18 protein-coding genes are annotated in these 20,495 nt (G+C 67.9%); 3 read left to right on the forward strand and 15 right to left on the reverse strand.

The annotated features are described in order from the left end of the window. Positions 1-7: 7 nt before the first annotated feature. The 9 genes from glpK to E3U26_RS23010 form a co-directional block, all read right to left on the reverse strand. Positions 8-1,495 (reverse strand): FGGY family carbohydrate kinase, encoded by a 1,488-nt coding sequence (gene glpK, locus E3U26_RS22970; protein WP_499106763.1) that lies wholly within the window; start codon positions 1,493-1,495, stop codon positions 8-10. Between the two features lie 80 nt (positions 1,496-1,575). Then, positions 1,576-3,297 carry an ABC transporter substrate-binding protein gene (locus E3U26_RS22975; protein ID WP_036753277.1) on the reverse strand — a complete coding sequence of 574 codons (1,722 nt, stop codon included), beginning with the start codon at positions 3,295-3,297 and terminating at the stop codon, positions 1,576-1,578. Between the two features lie 38 nt (positions 3,298-3,335). Continuing rightward, a complete protein-coding gene (locus E3U26_RS22980; RefSeq protein WP_499106765.1) occupies positions 3,336-3,761 on the reverse strand; it encodes a DUF2160 domain-containing protein in 426 nt (141 codons plus the stop codon). After that, positions 3,761-4,564, reverse strand: a complete 804-nt coding sequence (locus tag E3U26_RS22985; RefSeq protein ID WP_036753280.1) for a carbohydrate ABC transporter permease — start codon at positions 4,562-4,564, stop codon at positions 3,761-3,763. The genes E3U26_RS22980 and E3U26_RS22985 overlap by 1 nt, the downstream gene beginning before the upstream one ends. Further along, positions 4,564-5,451, reverse strand: a complete 888-nt coding sequence (locus E3U26_RS22990; RefSeq protein ID WP_036753283.1) for a carbohydrate ABC transporter permease — start codon at positions 5,449-5,451, stop codon at positions 4,564-4,566. The genes E3U26_RS22985 and E3U26_RS22990 overlap by 1 nt, the downstream gene beginning before the upstream one ends. Continuing rightward, positions 5,451-6,539 (reverse strand): ABC transporter ATP-binding protein, encoded by a 1,089-nt coding sequence (locus tag E3U26_RS22995; RefSeq protein ID WP_499106768.1) that lies wholly within the window; start codon positions 6,537-6,539, stop codon positions 5,451-5,453. Before E3U26_RS22995 ends, E3U26_RS22990 begins: the two co-directional genes overlap by 1 nt. A 1-nt stretch (position 6,540) precedes the next feature. Next, positions 6,541-7,620: an ABC transporter ATP-binding protein gene (locus E3U26_RS23000; RefSeq protein WP_499106769.1), complete on the reverse strand. Its 1,080-nt coding sequence runs from the start codon at positions 7,618-7,620 to the stop codon at positions 6,541-6,543. A 14-nt stretch (positions 7,621-7,634) separates the two neighbouring features. Further along, positions 7,635-9,227, reverse strand: a complete 1,593-nt coding sequence (gene glpD, locus E3U26_RS23005; RefSeq protein WP_499106771.1) for a glycerol-3-phosphate dehydrogenase — start codon at positions 9,225-9,227, stop codon at positions 7,635-7,637. A gap of 84 nt (positions 9,228-9,311) precedes the next feature. Next, positions 9,312-9,701: a hypothetical protein gene (locus E3U26_RS23010; protein WP_499107538.1), complete on the reverse strand. Its 390-nt coding sequence runs from the start codon at positions 9,699-9,701 to the stop codon at positions 9,312-9,314. Between E3U26_RS23010 and cysD the strand changes: the two genes are divergently transcribed. Together cysD and cysN are read left to right on the forward strand one after the other, a co-directional pair. Then, complete coding sequence (gene cysD / locus E3U26_RS23015) at positions 9,682-10,617, forward strand: sulfate adenylyltransferase subunit CysD (RefSeq protein WP_214274494.1); 936 nt, start codon at positions 9,682-9,684, stop codon at positions 10,615-10,617. The two genes, E3U26_RS23010 and cysD, sit on opposite strands and share 20 nt — an antisense overlap. A gap of 1 nt (position 10,618) precedes the next feature. Further along, a complete protein-coding gene (gene cysN, locus E3U26_RS23020; protein ID WP_036753300.1) occupies positions 10,619-12,541 on the forward strand; it encodes a sulfate adenylyltransferase subunit CysN in 1,923 nt (640 codons plus the stop codon). A gap of 92 nt (positions 12,542-12,633) precedes the next feature. Here the strand turns inward: cysN and glcF are convergent, their stop codons facing one another. Genes glcF through E3U26_RS23035 form a run of 3 tightly spaced genes read right to left on the reverse strand, consistent with a single transcriptional unit; the run spans position 12,634 to position 16,515 of the window. After that, entirely contained in the window at positions 12,634-13,929 is a 1,296-nt protein-coding gene (gene glcF, locus E3U26_RS23025; RefSeq protein WP_499106774.1) for a (Fe-S)-binding protein, read from the reverse strand. A 1-nt stretch (position 13,930) separates the two neighbouring features. Next, the gene (locus E3U26_RS23030; RefSeq protein ID WP_499106776.1) at positions 13,931-15,064 is read right to left on the reverse strand and encodes a glycolate oxidase subunit GlcE family protein; all 1,134 of its coding nucleotides are present in this window, start codon (positions 15,062-15,064) and stop codon (positions 13,931-13,933) included. Next, positions 15,061-16,515: an FAD-linked oxidase C-terminal domain-containing protein gene (locus E3U26_RS23035; protein WP_072462221.1), complete on the reverse strand. Its 1,455-nt coding sequence runs from the start codon at positions 16,513-16,515 to the stop codon at positions 15,061-15,063. Before E3U26_RS23035 ends, E3U26_RS23030 begins: the two co-directional genes overlap by 4 nt. A gap of 148 nt (positions 16,516-16,663) precedes the next feature. On the opposite strand from E3U26_RS23035, the gene E3U26_RS23040 reads away from it, so the two are divergent. Further along, the gene (locus E3U26_RS23040; protein ID WP_499106778.1) at positions 16,664-17,476 is read left to right on the forward strand and encodes an FCD domain-containing protein; all 813 of its coding nucleotides are present in this window, start codon (positions 16,664-16,666) and stop codon (positions 17,474-17,476) included. A 37-nt stretch (positions 17,477-17,513) separates the two neighbouring features. Here E3U26_RS23040 and E3U26_RS23045 read toward each other — a convergent pair whose 3' ends face one another. Genes E3U26_RS23045 through E3U26_RS23055 form a run of 3 tightly spaced genes read right to left on the reverse strand, consistent with a single transcriptional unit; the run spans position 17,514 to position 20,481 of the window. Further along, positions 17,514-18,479 (reverse strand): Bug family tripartite tricarboxylate transporter substrate binding protein, encoded by a 966-nt coding sequence (locus tag E3U26_RS23045; RefSeq protein WP_072462223.1) that lies wholly within the window; start codon positions 18,477-18,479, stop codon positions 17,514-17,516. Between the two features lie 21 nt (positions 18,480-18,500). Continuing rightward, positions 18,501-20,009 carry a tripartite tricarboxylate transporter permease gene (locus E3U26_RS23050; RefSeq protein WP_036753319.1) on the reverse strand — a complete coding sequence of 503 codons (1,509 nt, stop codon included), beginning with the start codon at positions 20,007-20,009 and terminating at the stop codon, positions 18,501-18,503. 7 nt (positions 20,010-20,016) lie between these two features. Next, complete coding sequence (locus tag E3U26_RS23055; protein ID WP_036753322.1) at positions 20,017-20,481, reverse strand: tripartite tricarboxylate transporter TctB family protein; 465 nt, start codon at positions 20,479-20,481, stop codon at positions 20,017-20,019. Positions 20,482-20,495 lie beyond the last annotated feature (14 nt).

Consider the following 20,495-nt stretch of genomic DNA (forward strand, 5'->3'; position numbering starts at 1 on the left):
GGGCCGATCAGCCGGCCACCTCCATCGTCGCCCTGACGGCGGTTTTCCACCTTGCGTATCGGGCCTCGCGCTCGGGCGCGGGCATGGCGGGGGCGAAGCGGCGCTCCAGCGACCAGGCGCGGGCGAATTCCTCGGGCGGCGGGCACAGCCCCGCCTGCAACCCCGCCAGGTAGCCCGCACCAAGCGCCGTCGTCTCGGTCACCGCCGGACGGTCCACCGGCGCCCCCAGGATGTCAGCCAGGAACTGCATCGTCCAGCCGCTCGACGCCATGCCGCCGTCCACCCGCAACACCCCGCCCGCATCCGGCCAGTCCGCCCGCATCGCCTCCAGAAGGTCGCGGGTCTGGAAACCCACGCTCTCCAGCGCCGCACGCGCCAGCTCCGCCGGGCCCGAATTCCGCGTCAGCCCGAAGACCGCCCCCCGGCACTCCGGCCGCCAATAGGGCGCCCCGAGCCCGGTGAAGGCCGGCACCAGCACCAGGTCCTGGCCGGGATCGGCCGCCTCGGCCAGCGCCTGCGTCTCGGACGCGTGCCGGATCAGCCCCAGGCCGTCGCGCAGCCATTGCACCACCGCCCCGGCGATGAAGATCGAGCCCTCCAGCGCATAGGTCGTCCGGCCCCCCAGCCGGTAGGCGATGGTCGTCAGCAGGCGGTTGCTCGAGGCCACCCGGTCCGCGCCGGTGTTCAGCAGCGCAAAGCAGCCGGTGCCATAGGTCGATTTCATCATGCCAGGCGAAAAGCAGGCCTGGCCCACCGTCGCCGCCTGCTGGTCGCCGGCCACGCCCAGGATCGGGATCTCGCGCCCGAACAGGTCGGCCCGCGTGGCGCCGTAATCGGCGGCGCAGTCCCTGACCTCGGGCAGAAGCTGCATCGGGATGTCGAAAAGCGCGCAGATATCCTCGTCCCAGCGGTTCTCGGCGATGTTGAAAAGCAGCGTGCGCGCGGCGTTGGTGGCGTCGGTGGCATGCACCCGGCCGCCGGTCAGGTTCCAGATCAGCCAGCTGTCGACGGTGCCGAAGGCCAGCTCGCCGCGCCGGGCGCGGGCGCGGGCGCCGTCGACATGGTCGAGCAGCCATTGCAGCTTGGAGCCCGAGAAATACGGGTCGAGCAGCAGCCCGGTGCGGGCGGCGACCATCGGCTCGTGCCCCTCGGCCCTGAGCCGGGCGCAGAGGTCGGCGGTGCGGCGGTCCTGCCAGACGATGGCGCGGTGCAGCGGCTGGCCGGTCCTGCGGTCCCAGAGCAGCGTGGTCTCGCGCTGGTTGGTGATGCCGATGCCGGCGATGTCGCGGGCAGGGATCCCGGCCTTCTCGACCGCGGCCCGCGCCACGCCGGCCACGCTGACCCACAGGTCCGAGGGGTCGTGCTCGACCCAGCCCGAGGCCGGGTAGTGCTGCGGGAATTCGTGCTGCGCCGAGGCGAGCGGCCGCAAACCCGCGTCGAAGACGATCGCCCGAGACGACGTCGTCCCCTGGTCGATCGAAAGAAGATGGGGCATCGGCGGCCTCCGGCCTGTCCTGGTCGCTGGCGGTTCGGCGGAAAGGGGGCGGGGCCCAAGGGCCCCGCCCCCGCAAGGCATCACTGCCAGGACTTGATCAGCTCGTCATAGGAGATCGTCTCGCCCTGCGGCTTTTCGTTCTCCAGCGGGCCGACGGGCGAGCCCTCGGCGGCCAGCCATTCCTGCGGATCCTTTTCCTCGTTCATCTTGGGCCCCAGGTCGCCCTGTACGCCGGCGCGCTCCAGCCGCTCCAGCACCCGCTCCTGCTCGGCGCAAAGCGCGTCCAGCGCCTCCTGCGGGGTCTTGGCGCCGGAAAGCGCGTCGCCGATGTTCTGCCACCAGAGCTGCGCGAGCTTGGGATAATCCGGGATGTTGGTCCCGGTCGGCGACCATTGCACGCGGGCGGGCGAGCGATAGAACTCGACCAGGCCGCCCAGCTGCGGCGCGCGTTCGGTGAAGGACTGGTCCTGGATGGTCGATTCGCGGATGAAGGTCAGCCCGACATGGGATTTCTTCACGTCCACGGTCTTCGAGGTCACGAATTGCGCATAGAGCCAGGCGGCCTGCGCGCGGTCCACCGGCGTCGATTTCATCAGCGTCCAGGAACCCACGTCCTGATAGCCGATCTTGGTGCCCTCGGACCAATAGGCGCCGTGCGGGCTGGGGGCCATGCGCCATTTCGGCGTCCCGTCCTCGTTCATGACCGGGGTGCCGGGCTTGACCATATCGGCGGTGAAGGCGGTATACCAGAACATCTGCTGGGCGATGTCGCCGCGCGCCGGGACCGGCCCCGCCTCGCCGAAGGTCATGCCCATGGCCTCGGGCGGGGTGTATTTCTGCAGCCAGTCGATGGCCTTGGTCACGGCATAGACCGCCGCGGCATCGTTGGTCGCGCCGCCCCGCGCCACGCACGAACCGACGGGGCGGCTGTTCTCGTCGACGCGGATGCCCCATTCGTCCACCGGCAGCCCGTTCGGCTCGCCCTTGTCACCCATGCCGGCCATGGACATCCAGGCATCGGTATAGCGCCAGCCCAGGCTGGGATCCTTCTTGCCATAGTCCATGTTGCCCCAGGCCTTCGCCGGGCCGCCCTCGACATAGGACATGTCGCGGCCGGTGAAGAATTCGGCGATGTCCTCATAGGCGGACCAGTTCACCGGCACGCCCAGGTCGTAGCCGTATTTCGCCTTGAAATCCTCTTGCGTCTTCTGGTCGTTGAACCAGTCGTAGCGGAACCAGTAGAGGTTGGCGAATTGCTGGTCGGGCAGCTGATACAGCTCGCCGTCCGGGGCGGTGGTGAACTTCAGCCCGATGAAATCGTCGAGGTCCAGCGTCGGGCTGGTGAAGTCCTTGCCCTCCTCGGCCATCCACTTGGTCAGGCTGCGCGCCTGCTGATAGCGCCAATGCGTGCCGATCAGGTCGCTGTCGTTGACATAGGCGTCATAGATGTTCTCGCCGGTCTGCATCTGGGTCTGCAGCTTCTCGACCACGTCGCCCTCGCCGATCAGGTCGTGCGTGACCTTGATCCCGGTGATGGCGGTGAAGGCGGGCGCCAGCACCTTGGCCTCGTATTCATGCGTGGTGATGGTTTCCGAGACCACCTTGATCTCCATCCCCGCCAGCGGCTGCGCGGCGTCGATGAACCATTGCATCTCCTTTTCCTGGTCCTCGCGCGAAAGCGAGGACAGATCGCCGATCTCGGCGTCGAGGAATTTCTTCGCCGCCTCCATGTCCGCCCAGGCGGGCGCGCCCATGACCACAAGCGCAAGCGCCATGGCCGTGGTCCTTTGCATCGGTCTCATGTTTTCCTCCCTGATGAGACACCGTTTCCCGATCCCCGTCAGACCCAGCGAAACACCGCCGCGGCATGGACGAGGCAGAGCGCGAGCCCCCACCACAGCGGGGGGCCTACGAAGAACAGCCAGCCCAGGCAGATGAAGGCCGAGCCGAGAAGCGAGATGAACAGCCGGTCGCCGCGCGTCGTCTCGATGCGCAGGATGCCGCGGCGCGGGGTTTCCGGGAAGCGGATGGCCAGGATGGTGAACAGCACCAGCAGGCCCGCGATCACCCAGAAGAACAGCGCCACCGGAAAGGTCCAGGCCATCCAGCCGCCGGGAACCATCGGCGCGGTCCAGTCCCTGGCCCCTTCCTTGACCGGCGTGGCCCAGACCAGCAGGGCCAGGACGGCGCCCATCAGCAGGGCGGCCAGGGCATAGATCGCCGGCCAGGCGATGCGCTTGTGCGTCGGGATGGCGGCGTCGGACATCAGACCCTCCCCAGGGCAAAGCCCTTGGCGATGTAGTTGCGCACGAACCAGATCACCAAGGCGCCGGGGATGATGGTCAGCACCCCCGCCGCCGCCAGCACGCCCCAGTCCATGCCGCTGGCGGAAACCGTGCGCGTCATCGTCGCCGCGATGGGCTTGGCGTTCACCGAGGTCAGCGTGCGGGACAAGAGCAGCTCGACCCAGCTGAACATGAAGCAGAAGAAGGCGGCGACCCCGATGCCGCTGGCGATCAGCGGCATGAAGATCCTGACGAAGAAGCGCGGGAAACTGTAGCCGTCGATATAGGCGGTCTCGTCGATCTCCTTGGGGACGCCGCGCATGAAGCCTTCCAGGATCCAGACCGCCAGCGGCACGTTGAACAGGCAATGCGCCAGCGCCACGGCGATATGCGTGTCGAAAAGCCCGACCGAGGAGTAGAGCTGGAAGAAGGGCAGCGCAAAGACCGCCGGCGGCGACATGCGGTTGGTCAGCAGCCAGAAGAACAGGTGCTTGTCGCCCATGAAGCTGTAGCGGCTGAAGGCATAGGCGGCCGGCAGCGCCACGGCGACGGAAATCACCGTGTTCATCACCACGTAGATGATCGAGTTCACATAGCCCATGTACCAGCTGGGATCGGTCAGGATCACCCGATAGTTCCGCAGGGTCAGGTTGTGCGGGTAAAGGCTGAAGGTGCCGGTGATCTCGGCATTGGTCTTGAGGCTCATGTTCACCAGCCAGTAGATCGGCACCAGCAGGAACAGCAGGTAGATCAGCATCACCAGGGCCGAGGGCTTCAGGCGCATCACATGCCCTCCGGGATGTCGGCCTGGCTGCGGTCGATATTGGTCATGACGGTGTAGAACACCCAGCTGACCAGCAGGATCACCAGGAAATACATGATCGAGAAGGCGGCGGCGGGGCCGAGGTCGAACTGCCCGACCGCCATCTTCACCAGGTCTATGGACAGGAAGGTGGTCGAGTTGCCGGGACCGCCGCCGGTGACGACGAAGGGCTCGGTATAGATCATGAAGCTGTCCATGAAGCGCAGAAGCACGGCGATCAGCAGCACGCCCTTCATCTTGGGCAGCTCGATATGGCGGAACACCGCCCAGCGGCTGGCCTGGTCGATCTTGGCGGCCTGGTAATAGGCCTGCGGGATGGATTGCAGCCCGGCATAGCAAAGCAGCGCGACCAGGCTGGTCCAGTGCCAGACATCCATCACGATCACGGTGATCCAGGCGTCCAGCGGGTCGTTGGTATAGTTGTAGTCCAGCCCCAGCGCCTTGAGCCCGCGGCCCAGAAGCCCGATGTCGGTGCGGCCGAAGATCTGCCAGATGGTGCCGACGACGTTGAAGGGGATCAGCAGCGGCAGCGCCATCAGCACCAGCACCAGGCTGGACCAGAAGCCCTTTTTCGGCATGTTCAGCGCCACGAAGATGCCCAGCGGCACCTCGATCGCCAGGATGATGGCGGAAAACAGCGCCTGCCGCCCCAGCGCCCCGTGCAGGCGGCGCGAATGCACCATCTCGTCGAACCATTCGAGGCCCGCCCAGAAGAAGGCGTTGTTGCCGAACGTGTCGTTCACCGAATAGTTCACCACCGTCATCAGCGGGATCACCGCCGAGAAGGCGACGACGACCAGCACCGGCAGGACCAGGAACCAGGCCTTGTTGTTCTGGGTCTTTTCCATCAGCCGCCCCCCTGTTCCAACGGCGCCACGCGCCAGTCGTCGGCATAGACGTTGATCTTGCCCGGCGCGAAGGCGACCTGCGGCAGGCCGCCGACCGCCATCCCCTCGGGCATGACCACGTTCAGCGGCCGGCCAGCGACCTCGCCGCGCACCAGCCGGTGGCGGCCCAGATCCTCGATCCGGCGGATGGTCAGCGGCAGCCCGCCGCTGGCGACCAGCCTGGCATGTTCGGGGCGGATGCCGATCTGCACCCGGCCGGCGACCGGGGGATAATGCGCCCCCAGCGCCACCACCTCGCCGCCGGGCAGCAGGGCTTGGTCGCCCCGCAGCTCCTCGGCATCGAGGAAGTTCATGCCGGGCGAGCCGATGAAATAGCCCACGAAGCTGTGGGCGGGCTTTTCGAACAGCTCCTCGGGCGTGCCCATCTGCACCACGCGGCCCTCGTGCATGACCACGACCTGCTGGGCAAAGGTCAGCGCCTCGGTCTGGTCGTGGGTGACGTAGATCATGGTATGGCCGAACTGGCGGTGCAGTTCCTTGAGCTGGGTGCGCAGCTCCCATTTCATCTGCGGGTCGATGACGGTCAGCGGCTCGTCGAAGAGGATCGCGTTCACGTCCTCGCGCACCATGCCGCGGCCAAGGCTGATCTTCTGCTTGGCATCGGCGGTCAGCCCCTGCGCCTTGCGGTTCAGCCATGCCTCCATGCCGATCATGCGCGCGATCCGTTCCACCCGCGCCTTGACATAGGCGGCGTCCTTGCCGCGGTTCCTCAGCGGGAAGGCCAGGTTGTCGCGCACGGTCATGGTGTCGTAGACCACCGGGAACTGGAACACCTGGGCGATGTTGCGCTCGGCCGTGGGGGCCGCGGTCACGTCGCGGTCGCCGAACAGCACCCGGCCCTGGCTGGGGGTCAGAAGCCCCGAGATGATGTTCAGAAGCGTGGTCTTGCCGCAGCCCGAGGCGCCCAGCAGCGCATAGGCGCCGCCGTCCTGCCAGACATGGTCCATCCGTTTCAGGGCGAAATCCGCATCGGACCGCGGATGGGGCAGGTAGCTGTGGGCCAGGTTCTGCAGGGTGATCCGCGCCATGTCAGGCCGCCTTCGCATAGGCGGCCGGGGCGGCAAGCCGCCCGGACGCGTCGAACAGGTAGACATGCGCCGGGTCCAGCCAGACCGAAAGCGGCTGGCCGGGGGTCAGCAGATGCACGCCCTCGACCAGCCCGACCCAGCGGTCGGCGCCATGCTCGACATGGACGAAGGTTTCCGAGCCGGTGATCTCGGTCCCGGCCAGCGTGCAGGCGAACGCCACCGCCGCCGGGCCGTGCCGGGCCAGCGACAGGTGGTTGGCGCGGAACCCGGCCAGATAGGCGCCATCCGGCAGGTCGGCGAAACTACCTGCGGCCAGCACGCTGTCGCCGAAGGTGACGGCATCGCCCTGCTTGCGGGCGGCGACGAAATTCATCGGCGGGTCGCTGAACACCCGCGCCGTGGTCGCATCCACCGGCTGGCGATAGACCGTCGGCGTCGGGCCGAATTGCGTCACCCGGCCCTGCCACAGCGTCGCGGTATGGCCGCCCAGCAGCAGCGCCTCCTCGGGCTCGGTGGTGGCATAGACGAAGATCGCGCCCGACGCCTCGAAGATGCGCGGGATCTCGACCCGCAGCTCTTCGCGCAGCTTGTAGTCGAGGTTCGCCAAGGGCTCGTCCAGCAGCACCAGCCCGGCGCCCTTGACCAGCGCGCGGGCCAGGGCGCAGCGTTGCTGCTGGCCGCCCGAAAGCTCCAGCGGCTTGCGCGCCAGCATCGGCGTCAGGTGCAGCATCTCGGCAGTCTCGCGCACCTTGCGGTCGATCTCGTCCCGCGGCCGGCGCAGGATGCGCAGGGGCGAGGCGATGTTTTCATAGACCGAGAGGCCGGGATAGTTGATGAACTGCTGGTAGACCATGGCAATGCCGCGGTCCTGCACCCGCTGGCCGGTCACGTCCCGCCCGTCCCAGAGGATGCGGCCGGTCGTCGGCTGGTCCAGCCCCGCCATCAGCCGCATCAGGCTGGTCTTGCCGGAAAGCGTCGGGCCCAGCAGCACGTTCATGCTGCCCCTTTGCAGGGTCAGGCTGGTGGGGTGGACATGCACCCTGCCCCCGACCGACCGCGATACGCCCTGCAGTTCCAGCAAAGCCTTACCCTCCCCTATTCCGCAGCCGAATGGGCGGCATGGTGCCTGTCCACGAAGGCCGCCAGCTCGCGGCGCTGCGCCTCGGTCATGTGCAGGCCCAGCTTGGTGCGGCGCCACAGGATGTCCTCGGCGGTGGCGGCGAATTCATGGCGGATCAGCCAGATTACCTCGGCCTCGGTCAGCCCGGCGCCGAAATCGCGCCCCAGCGCCGCCATGCTGCCGGCGCCGTCGAGCAGCAGGAACGCCTCGGTGCCATAGGTGCGCACCAGCCGGCGCGACAGGCGCGGCGACAGGAACGGGTGGCGCGCCTGCAACTGGGCCAGCAGATCCTCGACCCAGTCCACCGGGAAGTCGCCACCCGGCAGCGGCACCCGCGCGGTCCAGTCCCCGCCCGCCTGCGGAAAGTAGGGCGCAAGCCTGGCCAGCGCGCCCTCGGCCAGCCGGCGGTAGGTGGTGATCTTGCCGCCGAAGACGTTGAGCAGCGGCGCCCCGCCCGCCTCGCCGTCCTGCAGGCTGAGGACATAGTCCCGCGTCGCCGCCGTGGCCGATTTCGCGCCGTCGTCGTAAAGCGGCCGCACCCCGGAATAGGTCCAGACCACCTGATCGGGCGTCACCGGCCGGGCGAAATAGCGGCTGGCGAAGGCGCAAAGGTAATCGCGCTCTTCCTCGGTGCAGCGCGCCTCGCCGGGGGGACCGCGATGGTCCATGTCGGTGGTGCCGATCAGGGTGAAATCCTCTTCGAAGGGGATCGCGAAGATGATCCGCCCGTCCGTGCCCTGGAAGAAATAGCAGCGGTCGTGGTCGTAAAGCCGCGGCACGACGATGTGGCTGCCGCGCACCAGCCGCACCCCTTCGACCGAGGGGATATGCGCGACGTTGCGGATCACGTCCTCGACCCATGGCCCGCCGGCATTGACCAGCGCGCGGGCGTAGTGGATGCGCGTGCCCCCCGCCCCCTCGGTGGTGATGCGCCACAGCCCGTCCGCGCGCTCGGCATGGGTGACGCGGGTGCGGGTCAGGATGGTGGCGCCGCGGGCCTGCGCGTCGCGGGCGTTCAGCACCACCAGCCGCGAATCCTGTACCCAGCAGTCGGAATATTCCCAGCCCCGCCGGAAGCCCGGCTTCAGCGGCCGGCCCAGCGGGTCGCGGGACAGGTCCAGCCGCCTGGTCCCCGGCAGGATCCTGCGGCCGCCCAGATTGTCGTAAAGGAACAGCCCCAGCCGGATCAGCCAGGCCGGGCGGCGGCCGCGCAGCCAGGGCATCGCCAGCGACAGGATGCGCGAGGTCGGCGTGTCGGCCTCGAAGCGCATGTCGGGCGACCAGGGCAACACGAAACGCATCGGCCAGGAGATATGCGGCATCGCGGCCAGCAGCGTCTCGCGTTCCTCCAGCGCCTCGCGCACCAGCCGGAACTCGAAGAACTCCAGGTAGCGCAGCCCGCCATGGAACAGCTTGGTCGAGGCCGATGAGGTCGCCTGCGCCAGGTCGCCCATCTCGGCCAGCGTGACCGCAAGCCCGCGCCCCGCCGCATCCCGCGCGATGCCGCAGCCGTTGATTCCTCCGCCGATGATGAAAAGGTCGGCCTGGGGCCGCACTGGTGCCGACACGCCGATCCCTCCCCGTCGCTGCGCGTCCGTCGATAGCCGAAAGGTGTAACGGCTTCGTGACCCCGGTCAAGCGAAAATTTTCGTTTATGATCGCTTTTGGAAAAAACGAATGAACATGCGCGGCATTGCAGCATGATCCGCAGGAAAACAGTGCAGATGCAGCAAGAAACCCAGGACAGGATGCGCGGTTTTTCTTGCGCCGCAAGAACGGCGAGCCGCCGTCAAGGCCAAAATCGAACTAAAACGAACATTCGGAAGCGCCGAGAGCGCGGCAACCGCAGGTAGAAAGGCATTTCCACGCCGCCGCGCAGCCATCCGCGACTGCCCGCCGTTGCCGCAATGCAGCAATTTCGCCGTCCATGCGGCAAAGGGACGCCGTTTCCGCCGCGCCGGGCTTGGTCTCGGCGGGAAAATCTGGCAAGGACGGCGCATCCTAAGAACAAGGGCCATCCAGATGAACAGCCAATCCGTCATACATACCGGGGGTCAGGTGGCCACGCTGACCCATCTTCAAAGGCTTGAAGCCGAAAGCATCCAGATCATGCGCGAGGTCGTGGCGGCGGCCGACAACCCGGTGATGCTCTATTCGGTCGGCAAGGATTCGGCCTGCATGCTGCATCTGGCGAAGAAGGCGTTCTACCCGGCCCCGCCGCCCTTCCCGCTGCTGCATGTCGACACCACCTGGAAATTCCGCGCCATGTACGAGCTGCGCGACCGCGCCGCGGCGCAGGCGGGCATGGAGCTGATCGTCCACCACAATCCCGAGGCGATGGAAAAGGGCATCAACCCCTTCGACCACGGCAGCCTGCATACGGACATGTGGAAGACCGACGGGCTGAAGCAGGCGCTGACCAAGTTCAATTTCGACGTGGCCTTCGGCGGCGCGCGCCGCGACGAGGAAAAGTCGCGCGCCAAGGAACGGGTGTTCTCGTTCCGCTCGGCCAACCACCGCTGGGATCCCAAGAACCAGCGCCCCGAGCTGTGGAAGCTCTACAACACCCGCAAGGGCAAGGGCGAATCGATCCGGGTCTTCCCGCTGTCGAACTGGACCGAGCTGGACATCTGGCAGTATATCCACCTGGAAAACATCGACATCGTGCCGCTGTATTTCTCGGACCTGCGGCCGGTGGTGGAACGCGACGGCCTGCTCATCATGGTCGACGACGACCGCTTCCGCCTGCGCGAGGGCGAGCAGCCGATGATGAAATCCGTGCGCTTCCGCACGCTGGGCTGCTATCCGCTGACCGGCGCGGTGGAATCGAACGCCAAGACCCTGCCCGAGGTCATCCAGGAAATGCTGCTGACCACCACGTCCGAGCGGCAGGGCCGCGCCATCGACCACGACCAGTCGGCCTCGATGGAGAAGAAGAAGCAAGAGGGGTATTTCTGAGATGAACCACGAGATGAAAAGCCCCGTCTATGTCACGGACACGCTGATCTCCCAGGATATCGACGCCTATCTGCTGAAGCACCAGCACAAGACCATGCTGCGCTTCATCACCTGCGGCTCGGTCGACGACGGCAAGTCCACGCTGATCGGCCGGCTGCTCTATGACAGCAAGATGATCTTCGAGGACCAACTGGCGAGCCTGGAAAGCGATTCCAAGGTCGTGGGCACCCAGGGCGGCGAGATCGACTTCGCCCTGCTGGTCGACGGCCTGGCGGCGGAACGCGAACAGGGCATCACCATCGACGTGGCCTATCGCTTCTTTGCCACCGACAAGCGCAAGTTCATCGTCGCCGACACGCCCGGCCACGAGCAATATACCCGCAACATGGTCACCGGCGCCTCGACCGCCGACCTTGCCGTGATCCTGATCGACGCGCGCCAGGGCGTGCTGACCCAGACCCGGCGGCACAGCTACCTGGTGAACCTGCTGGGCATCCAGAACGTGGTGCTGGCGGTGAACAAGATGGACCTGGTCGATTACTCGGCCGAGCGGTTCTACGACATCGTCGCGGATTATTCGCATTTCGCCAAGCAGATCGGCATGGACAGCTTCCTGCCGATCCCGATCTCGGGGCTCAAGGGCGACAATATCGTCGAGAAAAGCCCGAACATGCATTGGTACCAGGGCCCGACGCTGCTGGGCCACCTGGAAGAGGCGCCGGTCAGCGACACCCGCATGCTGGACCAGCCCTTCCGCATGGCGGTGCAATGGGTGAACCGGCCGAACCTGGACTTCCGCGGCTTTGCCGGCCAGATCGGCGCGGGCATGGTGCGGCCGGGCGACGCCATCCGGGTGCTGCCCTCGGGCAAGACCACCACGGTCAAGTCGATCGTCACCTATGACGGCGACCTGGACCTGGCCGTCGCCGGCCAGTCGGTGACGCTGACCTTCGCCGACGAGATCGACTGCTCGCGCGGCGATATGATCGTGCAATCCGACCAGCCCTGCGAGGTCGCCGACCAGTTCGAGGCGACGGTGGTCTGGATGGCCGAGCAGGAGATGCTGCCGGGCCGCCCCTACCTGCTGAAGATCGGCACCCAGACCGTCACCGCGACCGTGACCGAGCCCAAGTATGAGGTCAACGTCAACACGCTGGAGCATCTGGCCAGCAAGACGCTGGGGCTGAATGCCATCGGGGTGGTCAATATCTCGACCGACCGGCCGATCCCGTTCGAGGCCTACGCCCAGAACCCCGACCTGGGCGGCTTCATCCTGATCGACCGCATGACCAATGCCACGGTGGCGGCGGGCATGATCCATTTCGCGCTGCGCCGGTCGCAGAACATCCACTGGCAGGCGCTGGACGTGAACCGCGATGCCCATGCGGCGCTGAAGAACCAGAAGCCCGCCGTGGTCTGGTTCACCGGCCTGTCGGGCTCGGGCAAGTCCACCATCGCCAATATCGTCGAGAAGAAGCTGCATGCCCTGGGCAAGCACACCTTCCTGCTGGACGGCGACAACATCCGCCACGGGCTGAACCGCGACCTGGGCTTTACCGATGCCGACCGGGTGGAAAACATCCGCCGCGTGGGCGAGGTGGCGCGGCTGATGACCGATGCCGGGCTGATCGTGCTGACCGCCTTCATCTCGCCCTTCCGCTCGGAACGGCAGATGGTGCGCGACCTGATGGCGCCGGGCGAGTTCGTCGAGGTCTTCGTCGACACGCCCCTGGAGGTGGCCGAGGCGCGCGACGTCAAGGGCCTGTACAAAAAGGCGCGGTCGGGCCAGCTGAAGAACTTCACCGGCATCGACAGCCCCTATGAGCAGCCGCAGAACGCCGAGCTGACCGTGAACACGGTCGAGCTGACGCCCGAGGACGCGGCCGAGCGCATCGTGCAATACGTGCTGCGCGAGATGAGCTGACGCCCCGCCCCTTCGCGGATGAGACAAAAGAACGGCGGCCGGGTTGCGGCCGCCGTTCGCATGTCGGGGTCGGGCTTTTCCTAGCGGCGGCGCTAGGCCCTGTCCGCCAGCGCCCGCGGCCTTGGCCCGCCGGTGGCCCAGTCGAGCAATTCGGCCGTATGGACGACCGGCACCCCGGTGCCCGAGCCGATCTGCATCATGCAGCCGATATTGCCGGCGCTGATCACCTGCGGGGTCAGCGCCTCCAGCGTCTCGACCTTGCGGCGCTTCAGCTCGGCCGAGATCGCCGGCTGCATCAGGTTGTAGGTGCCGGCCGAGCCGCAGCAGATATGCGCGTCCCTGGGCTCCAGCACGGTAAAGCCGGCAGCGGCCAGCAATTCCTTGGGCGCGCTGCGGATCTGCTGGCCGTGCTGCAACGAACAGGCGGCGTGATAGCCGACGCGCAGCGGCTCGGCATGGCCGGGCTCGCGCAAGCCCAGCTCGGCCATGACCTCGGTGATGTCCTTGGCCAGGCCGGCCACCCGCGCGGCATCCGCGGCCAGCGGATCATGCGCGAACATGTGCCCGTAGTCCTTGACCGTGGTGCCGCAGCCCGAGGTGTTGATGACCACCGCGTCCAGCCCCTCGCCCGCGATCTCGGCCATCAGCGCACGGATATTGGCGGCGGCCATGGCGTGGCTTTCGTCGGTCTTGCCCATGTGATGGGTCAGTGCGCCGCAGCAGCCCAGGCCGCGCGGGATCACCACCTCGCAGCCATGCCGGCGCAGAAGCCGGATGGTCGCGTCGTTGATGTCGGTGTTCAGCGCCCTTTGCGCGCAGCCGACCAGCAGCGCCACCCGCTTGCGGCGCGGCCCCTCGGCGGCAAAGACCTGCGGGCGGTCGTTCAGGCTGGGCGGCGGGATGTCGCGCGGCGCCATGTCCAGCATCGCCCGCAGCCGCGCATCCGGCAGCAGCCGGCGAAAGGGCCGCGCGATCTTCGCGCCCATCAGCGCCAGTCGGAAGCGCCCCGGATAGGGCAGGATGCGCGCCAAGAGCCAGCGCAGCGCCCGCTCGCCCAGGGGGCGGCGATAGGTCTTTTCGATATATTCGCGGGCGTGATCGACCAGGTGCATGTAATGCACGCCCGAGGGGCAGGTGGTCATGCAGGAAAGGCAGCTGAGGCAGCGGTCGATGTGGCCGACGGTCTTGGCATCGGGGATCTTGCCGTTCTCCAGCATGTCCTTGATCAGGTAGATGCGGCCGCGCGGGCTGTCCAGCTCGTCGCCCAGCACCTTGTAGGTCGGGCAGGTCGCGGTGCAGAAGCCGCAATGGACGCAGCTGCGCAGGATCTCGTTGGCGCGGGCCGTGCCGGGGTCGGCCAATTGCCGAGGCGTGAAATTGGTCTGCATGTCAGCTGTCCATCAGGCCGGGATTGAGGATGCCGGCGGGGTCGAACCTGTGGCGCAACCCGGCCGAGAGCCGGGCGACGGCCGGGGCCTCGGGCGGAAAGGCCGGGCCGTCCAGCCCGCCGCGCCGGACCAGCGTGGCATGGGGGGCGACCTGCCGCACCGCCTGGGCCGTCCCCGGCCCGCAATACCAGACGAGCCCGCCGCCCCAGTCGAGCGACGCCTCGCCCCCCAGCGCCTGCAAGGCCCGCGCCGCGGCCGGGGCGTCGCTGGGCTTGACCAGCACCCGCCAGAGTGGCGCGTCCGCGCCGGCGAAATGCGCCAGGTCGCGCAGCTCGGGCCACAGGGCCAGGGTGGCGGCATCGTCCAGCACCTCGGCCTCGCGCGGTGCCAGCAGCGCCAGCAGCCGGTCGCGGCGATAGGTCATCTGCGGCCCCAGCCCCTCGACCCGCAGCCAGGCCGAGCCGTCGCGGAAGGCGGCGCCCGAGACCTCGAAAGGCGTCGCCAGCGCGGCCGAGAAGATCGCCACCGCCTCTTCGACCGTGACGCCGTGAAAGCCCAGCGTGCAGCGGTCGGGCAGGTGCGGCAGGGTCTTCAGCGCCACCTCGGTCAGCACGCCCAGCGTGCCATGCGCGCCGCAAAAGAGCTTGCCCAGGTCGAGGCCGGTCACGTTCTTCATCACCCGGCCGCCGTTCTTCAGCACCCGGCCCTGGCCGTCGACGAAGCGCACCCCCAGCAGATGGTCGCGGCAGGCCCCGGCCAGCAGCCGGCGCGGGCCGCTGGCATTGGCCGCGACCACGCCGCCGATGGTCGGCGTGCCGTTACGGCCCAGCACGCCGCGCATGTCGGCGGGCTCGAAGGCCAGCGCCTGGCCCTCGGCGGCCAGCATGGCCCGGATCTGGTCCAGGGGCGTGCCGGCGCGGGCGATCAGCGTCATCTCGCCCGGCTCATAGGTCACGACGCCGCCGATCGCGGCAGTGGACAGCAGCTCGCCCGGCACGGCGCCGGTCTCGACCCGCGTGCCGCCGCCAGCGATGCGCAGGGGCAGACGGGCGGCGAAACGCTCGGCGATCAGGGCGGCAAGCTCGGCCTCGCTGGCGGGGCTCAGCCCCGCGCCGCTGGGGTTGTCGGGGGTCATCGGGCGGCTGCCTCCTCGCGCCAGGGCTGGCTTGCGTCCAGCGGAAAGACCTTGGCCGGGTTGAGCAGCCAGCGCGGGTCGAAAGCGTCCTTGACCGCCATCTGGATCTCCAGGTCGGGGCCGTCATATTGCTTGCCCATCAGGTCGCGCTTTTCGATGCCCACGCCATGCTCGCCGGTCAGGCAGCCGCCGACATCGACGCAAAGCCGCAGGATGTCGTTGCCGAAAGCCTCGGCCCGCTCCAGGTCGCCGGGCTTGTTGGCGTTGAACAGGATCAGCGGGTGCATGTTGCCGTCGCCGGCATGGAAGACATTCGCGACCTCCAGCCCGTGCTGGCGCGAAAGCTCGCCGATCATCTTCAGCGTATAGGGCAGCTGGCCCACCGGCACGGTGCCGTCCAGGCAGATATAGTCGCCCAGCCGGCCCATGGCGCCAAAGGCCGACTTGCGGCCCTTCCAGATCGCCATGGCTTCGTCGGCATTGCGGCTTTCGCGGAACTCGACCGGGTTCAGGGCACCCGCGATCTCGCGGATGCGGGCGATCTGGTGGTCGATCTCGGCCGGCGAGCCCTCGACCTCGACGATCAGCACCGCGGCGCAATCGGGATAGCCGGCATGGGCAAAGGCCTCGACCGCGCGCAGGCAGACGTCGTCCATGTATTCGATGGCGACCGGCAGCACGCCCGAGCGGATGATGCGCGCCACGCATTCGCCGGCCACCTCGGCGCCGTCGAATCCGATCAGCACCGGGCGCGCACCCTCGGGGCGCGGCAGGATGCGCAAGGTGGCCTCGGTCACGATGCCCAGCTGCCCTTCCGAGCCGCAGATCAGCCCCATCAGGTCCAGGCCCATCGGCCCCATCTCGGGCCCGCCCAGCTCGACCACCTCGCCGGTGGTCAGCACCACGGTGGCGCCCATCAGGTTATTGGTGGTGACGCCGTATTTCAGGCAATGCGCCCCGCCCGAGTTCATCGCGATATTGCCGGCGATGGTGCAGGCCAGCTGCGAGGACGGGTCGGGCGCATAGAAGAAGCCATGCGGCTCCAACTCGGCGCTGACCGACAGGTTGGTCACGCCGGTCTGCACGCGAATGATGCGGTTCGCGGTGTCGATCTCCAGCACCTCGCGCAGGCGCAGGGTGGCGATGATGACCGAATCGGCCGTGGGCAGCGCGCCCCCGGCCAGCGAGGTTCCCGCACCGCGCGGCACCACCGGCACCCGCATCTCGTGGCAGATGCGCATGGCGGCCGCGACTTCCTCGGTCGTGCGCGGCAGCACCACGGCCAGCGGCGGGCAGCGATAGGCGGTCAGCGCGTCGCATTCATAGGCCCGCGTCTCCTCGGGGTCCGAGATCACGGCATCCGCGGGCAGGACGTCGCGCAGGGCGGCGACGATCTGCGGCGCGCGCGCAAGGATGGCCGCATCGGGGCTGGGCATGGCGATACCGGACAAGCTCTCCTCCCTTGGTGGCGGGGCCGTCCTCTGCCCCTGCATTCTTGGTATAATTTTCAGACCACATTCGTCAATCGGTATTTTTCTGGACCAATGCGCCGGATTTGTGCTTACATGGCAGCGATCCGACAAAATCGCACGAGCGCCCATGACCAACGCTTCCGTAAAATCCGAACGCGCCGCCGAGGCCGTGGCCCAGCATCTCGAATCGCTGATCCTTGAGGGCTCGCTGCGCCCCGACGAGCGGCTCTTGCCCGAGCGCGAGCTGGCCGAGCGGCTGAACGTCTCGCGCTCGACCCTGCGCAACGGGCTGAAGATCCTGGAGGAACGCGGGCTGCTGACCAGCGCCGGCGGGCGCGGCAGCCGGGTGGCGGCCCTGGGCAGCGCGGCGATCACCGATCCGCTGATCGCCATGCTGGCCCGCCATGCCGAGGCGGCGGACGATTACCTGGAGTTCCGCGGCATCGTCGAAAGCGCGGCCGCCGGGCTGGCCGCGCAGCGCGCCACCGAGATCGAGCTGGCGCGCATCCGCGACTGCCTTGGCCGCATCGACCGCGCCCATGCCCGCGCCGATACCGGCGAGGAGGCCGAGGCGGATGCCGAGTTGCATCTGCTGATCTATGAGGCGAGCCATAACCTGACGCTCTTGCAGATCATGCAGGCGCTGGCGGGCGTGCTGCGTTCGGACGTGATCCAGAACCGCAGCCGGCTGTTCGCGGTGCCGGCCATCCGCGAATTGCTGCGCCAGCAGCACCGCGCCATCGCCGAGGCGATCCTTGCCCGCGATGCCGAGGCCGCCCGGCAGGCAGCGGGCGAGCATATCGGCTATCTGCGCCAGGCCAGCCGCGAGATCCGCGAGGCCGAGGCGCGGCTGGACCTGTCGCTGCGCCGGCTGAACGGCGGCGGCGCCGGCACGCGCGCGGCCGGCGCCAGATCATCCGCCCCCGCCGCAGGGGGCTAGGGGCGAAAGGGCCGGGTTCCGGCCCTTTTATCCCCGCTCAGTCCAGGCTGACATTGGCGTCGCGGACCACCGGCTCCCATTTCGCCATCTCGGCCTTGACATGCTCGGCCAGCTCCTCGGGGGTCGAGGCGACGATGGTGGCCGAGAACTCCTTCATCCGCTCGGCCACCGCCGGGTCGGCCATGGCGGCCAGCGCGGCCTTGTTCAGCGCCTCGACCGCCTCGGGCGGCGTGCCGGCGGGGGCGAAAAGCGCGTTCCAGGTATAGGTTTCGTATCCCGGCAGGGTCTCGGCGATGGCCGGGATGTCGGGGAAGCTGGGCGCGCGTTCGGCGGTGGTCACGCCAAGCGCCCGCAGCTTGCCCGAGGCGATATGCCCCGAGGCCGAGGGCAGGTTGTCGAAGATGATCGGCACCTGGTTGCCCAGAACGTCGGTCAGCGCCGGGCCCGAGCCCTTGTAGGGGATATGGGTGATGTCCACCCCGGCCATGGCCTTGAACAGCTCGCCCGACAGGTGCAGCGGCGTGCCGTTGCCTGACGAGGCATAGGCCAGCGGCTCGGCCTTGGCGAGGTCGATCAGTTCCTGCACCGTGTTCACCGGCAGCTCCGGGTTCACCGCCAGCACGTTCGGCACCAGCACCAACAGCGACACCGGCGCGAAATCCGCGACCGGGTCGTAGGGTTTTTGCTTCAGGATCAGCGGGTTCAGCGCATGGGTGGCGACGGTGGCCATCAGGATCGTGTAGCCGTCGGGATCGGCCTTGGCGACCTGGCCCGCGCCCAGGCTGCCGCCGGCGCCGCCGACGTTCTGCACGATGACCTGCTGGCCCAGCTCCTGGCTCATCCGTTCGGCGACGATGCGCCCGACCACGTCGGTCGAGCCGCCGGCGGCAAAGGGGATGACCAGGGTGATCGGGCGATCCGGGTATTCGGCGGCGGCGGCGCCGGCCAGGCCAAGCGCCATGGCGGCGCCCAGCAGCAGGCGGCGGGTGATGGATGCGGTCATGGTTTCCTCCCAGTTGAATGTTCAGGCGTCGCTTTCGGTAAAGACCTCGTCCCGGCGCTTGCGGATCTGCGGCATGAAGACCAGCACCAGAACGATCAGCGACATCACCAGCAGGGTGGCGCTGATCGGGCGGGTCAGGAAGGTCGTGGGATCGCCGCGCGACAGGATCATCGCCCGGCGCAGGTTTTCCTCCAGCAGCGGGCCCAGGACAAAGCCCAGCAGCAGCGGCGCCGGCTCGCAGCGCAGCTTGGACATGACATAGCCAAGCAGGCCGAAGAAGGCGACAGCGAACAGGTCGTAGCTGTTCGAGTTCACCGAATAGACCCCGATCGAGCACATGGCCATGATGATCGGGAACAGCACGTAATAGGGCACGCTCAGCAGCTTGACCCACAGCCCGATCAGCGGCAGGTTCAGCACCACCAGCATCAGGTTGCCGATCCACATGCTGGCCACGATGCCCCAGAACAGCGCGGGCTGTTCGCTGACCACGTTCGGCCCCGGCACGATGCCCTGGATGATCATGGCGCCGATCATCAGCGCCATCACCGGGTTCGCCGGAATCCCCAGCGTCAAGAGCGGGATGAAGCTGGTCTGCGCCCCGGCATTGTTGGCGCTCTCCGGCCCGGCGACGCCGGCCAGCGCGCCCTTGCCGAACTCCTCGGGGTGGCGGGAGACCTTCTTCTCGATCGTGTAGCTGGCGAAACTGGCCAGGATCGCCCCGCCCCCCGGCAGGATGCCCAGGATCGAGCCGATGCCGGTGCCGCGCAGGACGGGGCCGATCATCTGGCGCAGCTCCTCGCGCGTCGGGAACAGCCGGTTGATGTTCTTGGTCATGACCTGGCGGTCATGCTCGTCCTCGAGGTTGCGCAGGATCTCGGCGATGCCGAAGACCCCCACGGCGACGGCGACGAAGTTCAGCCCGTCGGCGAATTGCGTGATCCCCAGGGTGAAGCGCGGCGCGCCGGTATAGATGTCGGTGCCGACCATGCCCAGAAGCAGGCCCAGCACCACCATGGCCAGCGCCTTGAGAACCGAGCCATGCGCCAGCGCCACCGACATCACCAGGCCCAGCACCATCAGGCTGAAATACTCGGCCGCGCCGAATTTCAGCGCCACCGCGGTCAGCGGCGGGGCGAACAGCGCCACCAGGAAGGTCGAGACCGAGCCGGCGAAGAACGACCCCAGCGCCGCCAGCGCCAGCGCAGTGCCGGCCTTGCCCTTGCGGGCCATCTGGTAGCCGTCGATGGCGGTGACGGCCGACGAGCTTTCGCCCGGCATGTTGATCAGGATCGCCGTGGTCGAGCCGCCGTATTGCGCGCCGTAATAGATGCCGGCCAGCATGATGAGCGAGCTGACGGGCTCCAGCTGGAAGGTGATCGGCAAGAGCATGGCGATGGTCGCCGTGGCGCCGATGCCGGGCAGCACGCCGATCAGCGTGCCGAGCAGCACCCCGATCAGGCAGAAGGCCAGGTTCTCCAGCGAGGAGGCGACCGAAAAGCCAAGGGCGAGATTGCTGAAAAGTTCCATCGCGCCCTCACATGCCCAGCCAGGGGCCGAAGCGCCGGAAGGGCAGGCCAAGGCCGTAGCTGAAGATCAGCGTGGACAGGATCGTCACCGCCACCGCCAGGATCAGCGCCGCCAGCGGCCGCATGCGCATCGAGGCCTGCGAGGCGATCAGCGTGGTGAAGAACAGCGCCGGCACGAAGCCGAGGCCGCGCACCGTCAGGCCAAAGAAGATCGGCGCCGGCAGGATGAACAGCAGCCCGCGCCAGGCGACCTTGCCGAAGGGCTCGTCATCCTCGCGCCCGAAGGATCTCAGCAGGATGATCAGCCCCAGAACGAACAGAAGGCCGGACAGGACCATCGGGAAATATCCCGGCCCCATCCGCAGCGAAGTGCCGATTTCCAGCCCGGCCGTGTGCCAGCCGAAGAATGCCGCCGCCGCCATCATCGAAAGCCCGGCGACGATGTCGGTGGTATCCTTGGGTTTTGCGGACATGCGTTCCTCCCCCC

Origin of the sequence: Paracoccus ferrooxidans (genome assembly GCF_029909815.1) — a bacterium.
GTDB lineage: Bacteria > Pseudomonadota > Alphaproteobacteria > Rhodobacterales > Rhodobacteraceae > Paracoccus > Paracoccus versutus.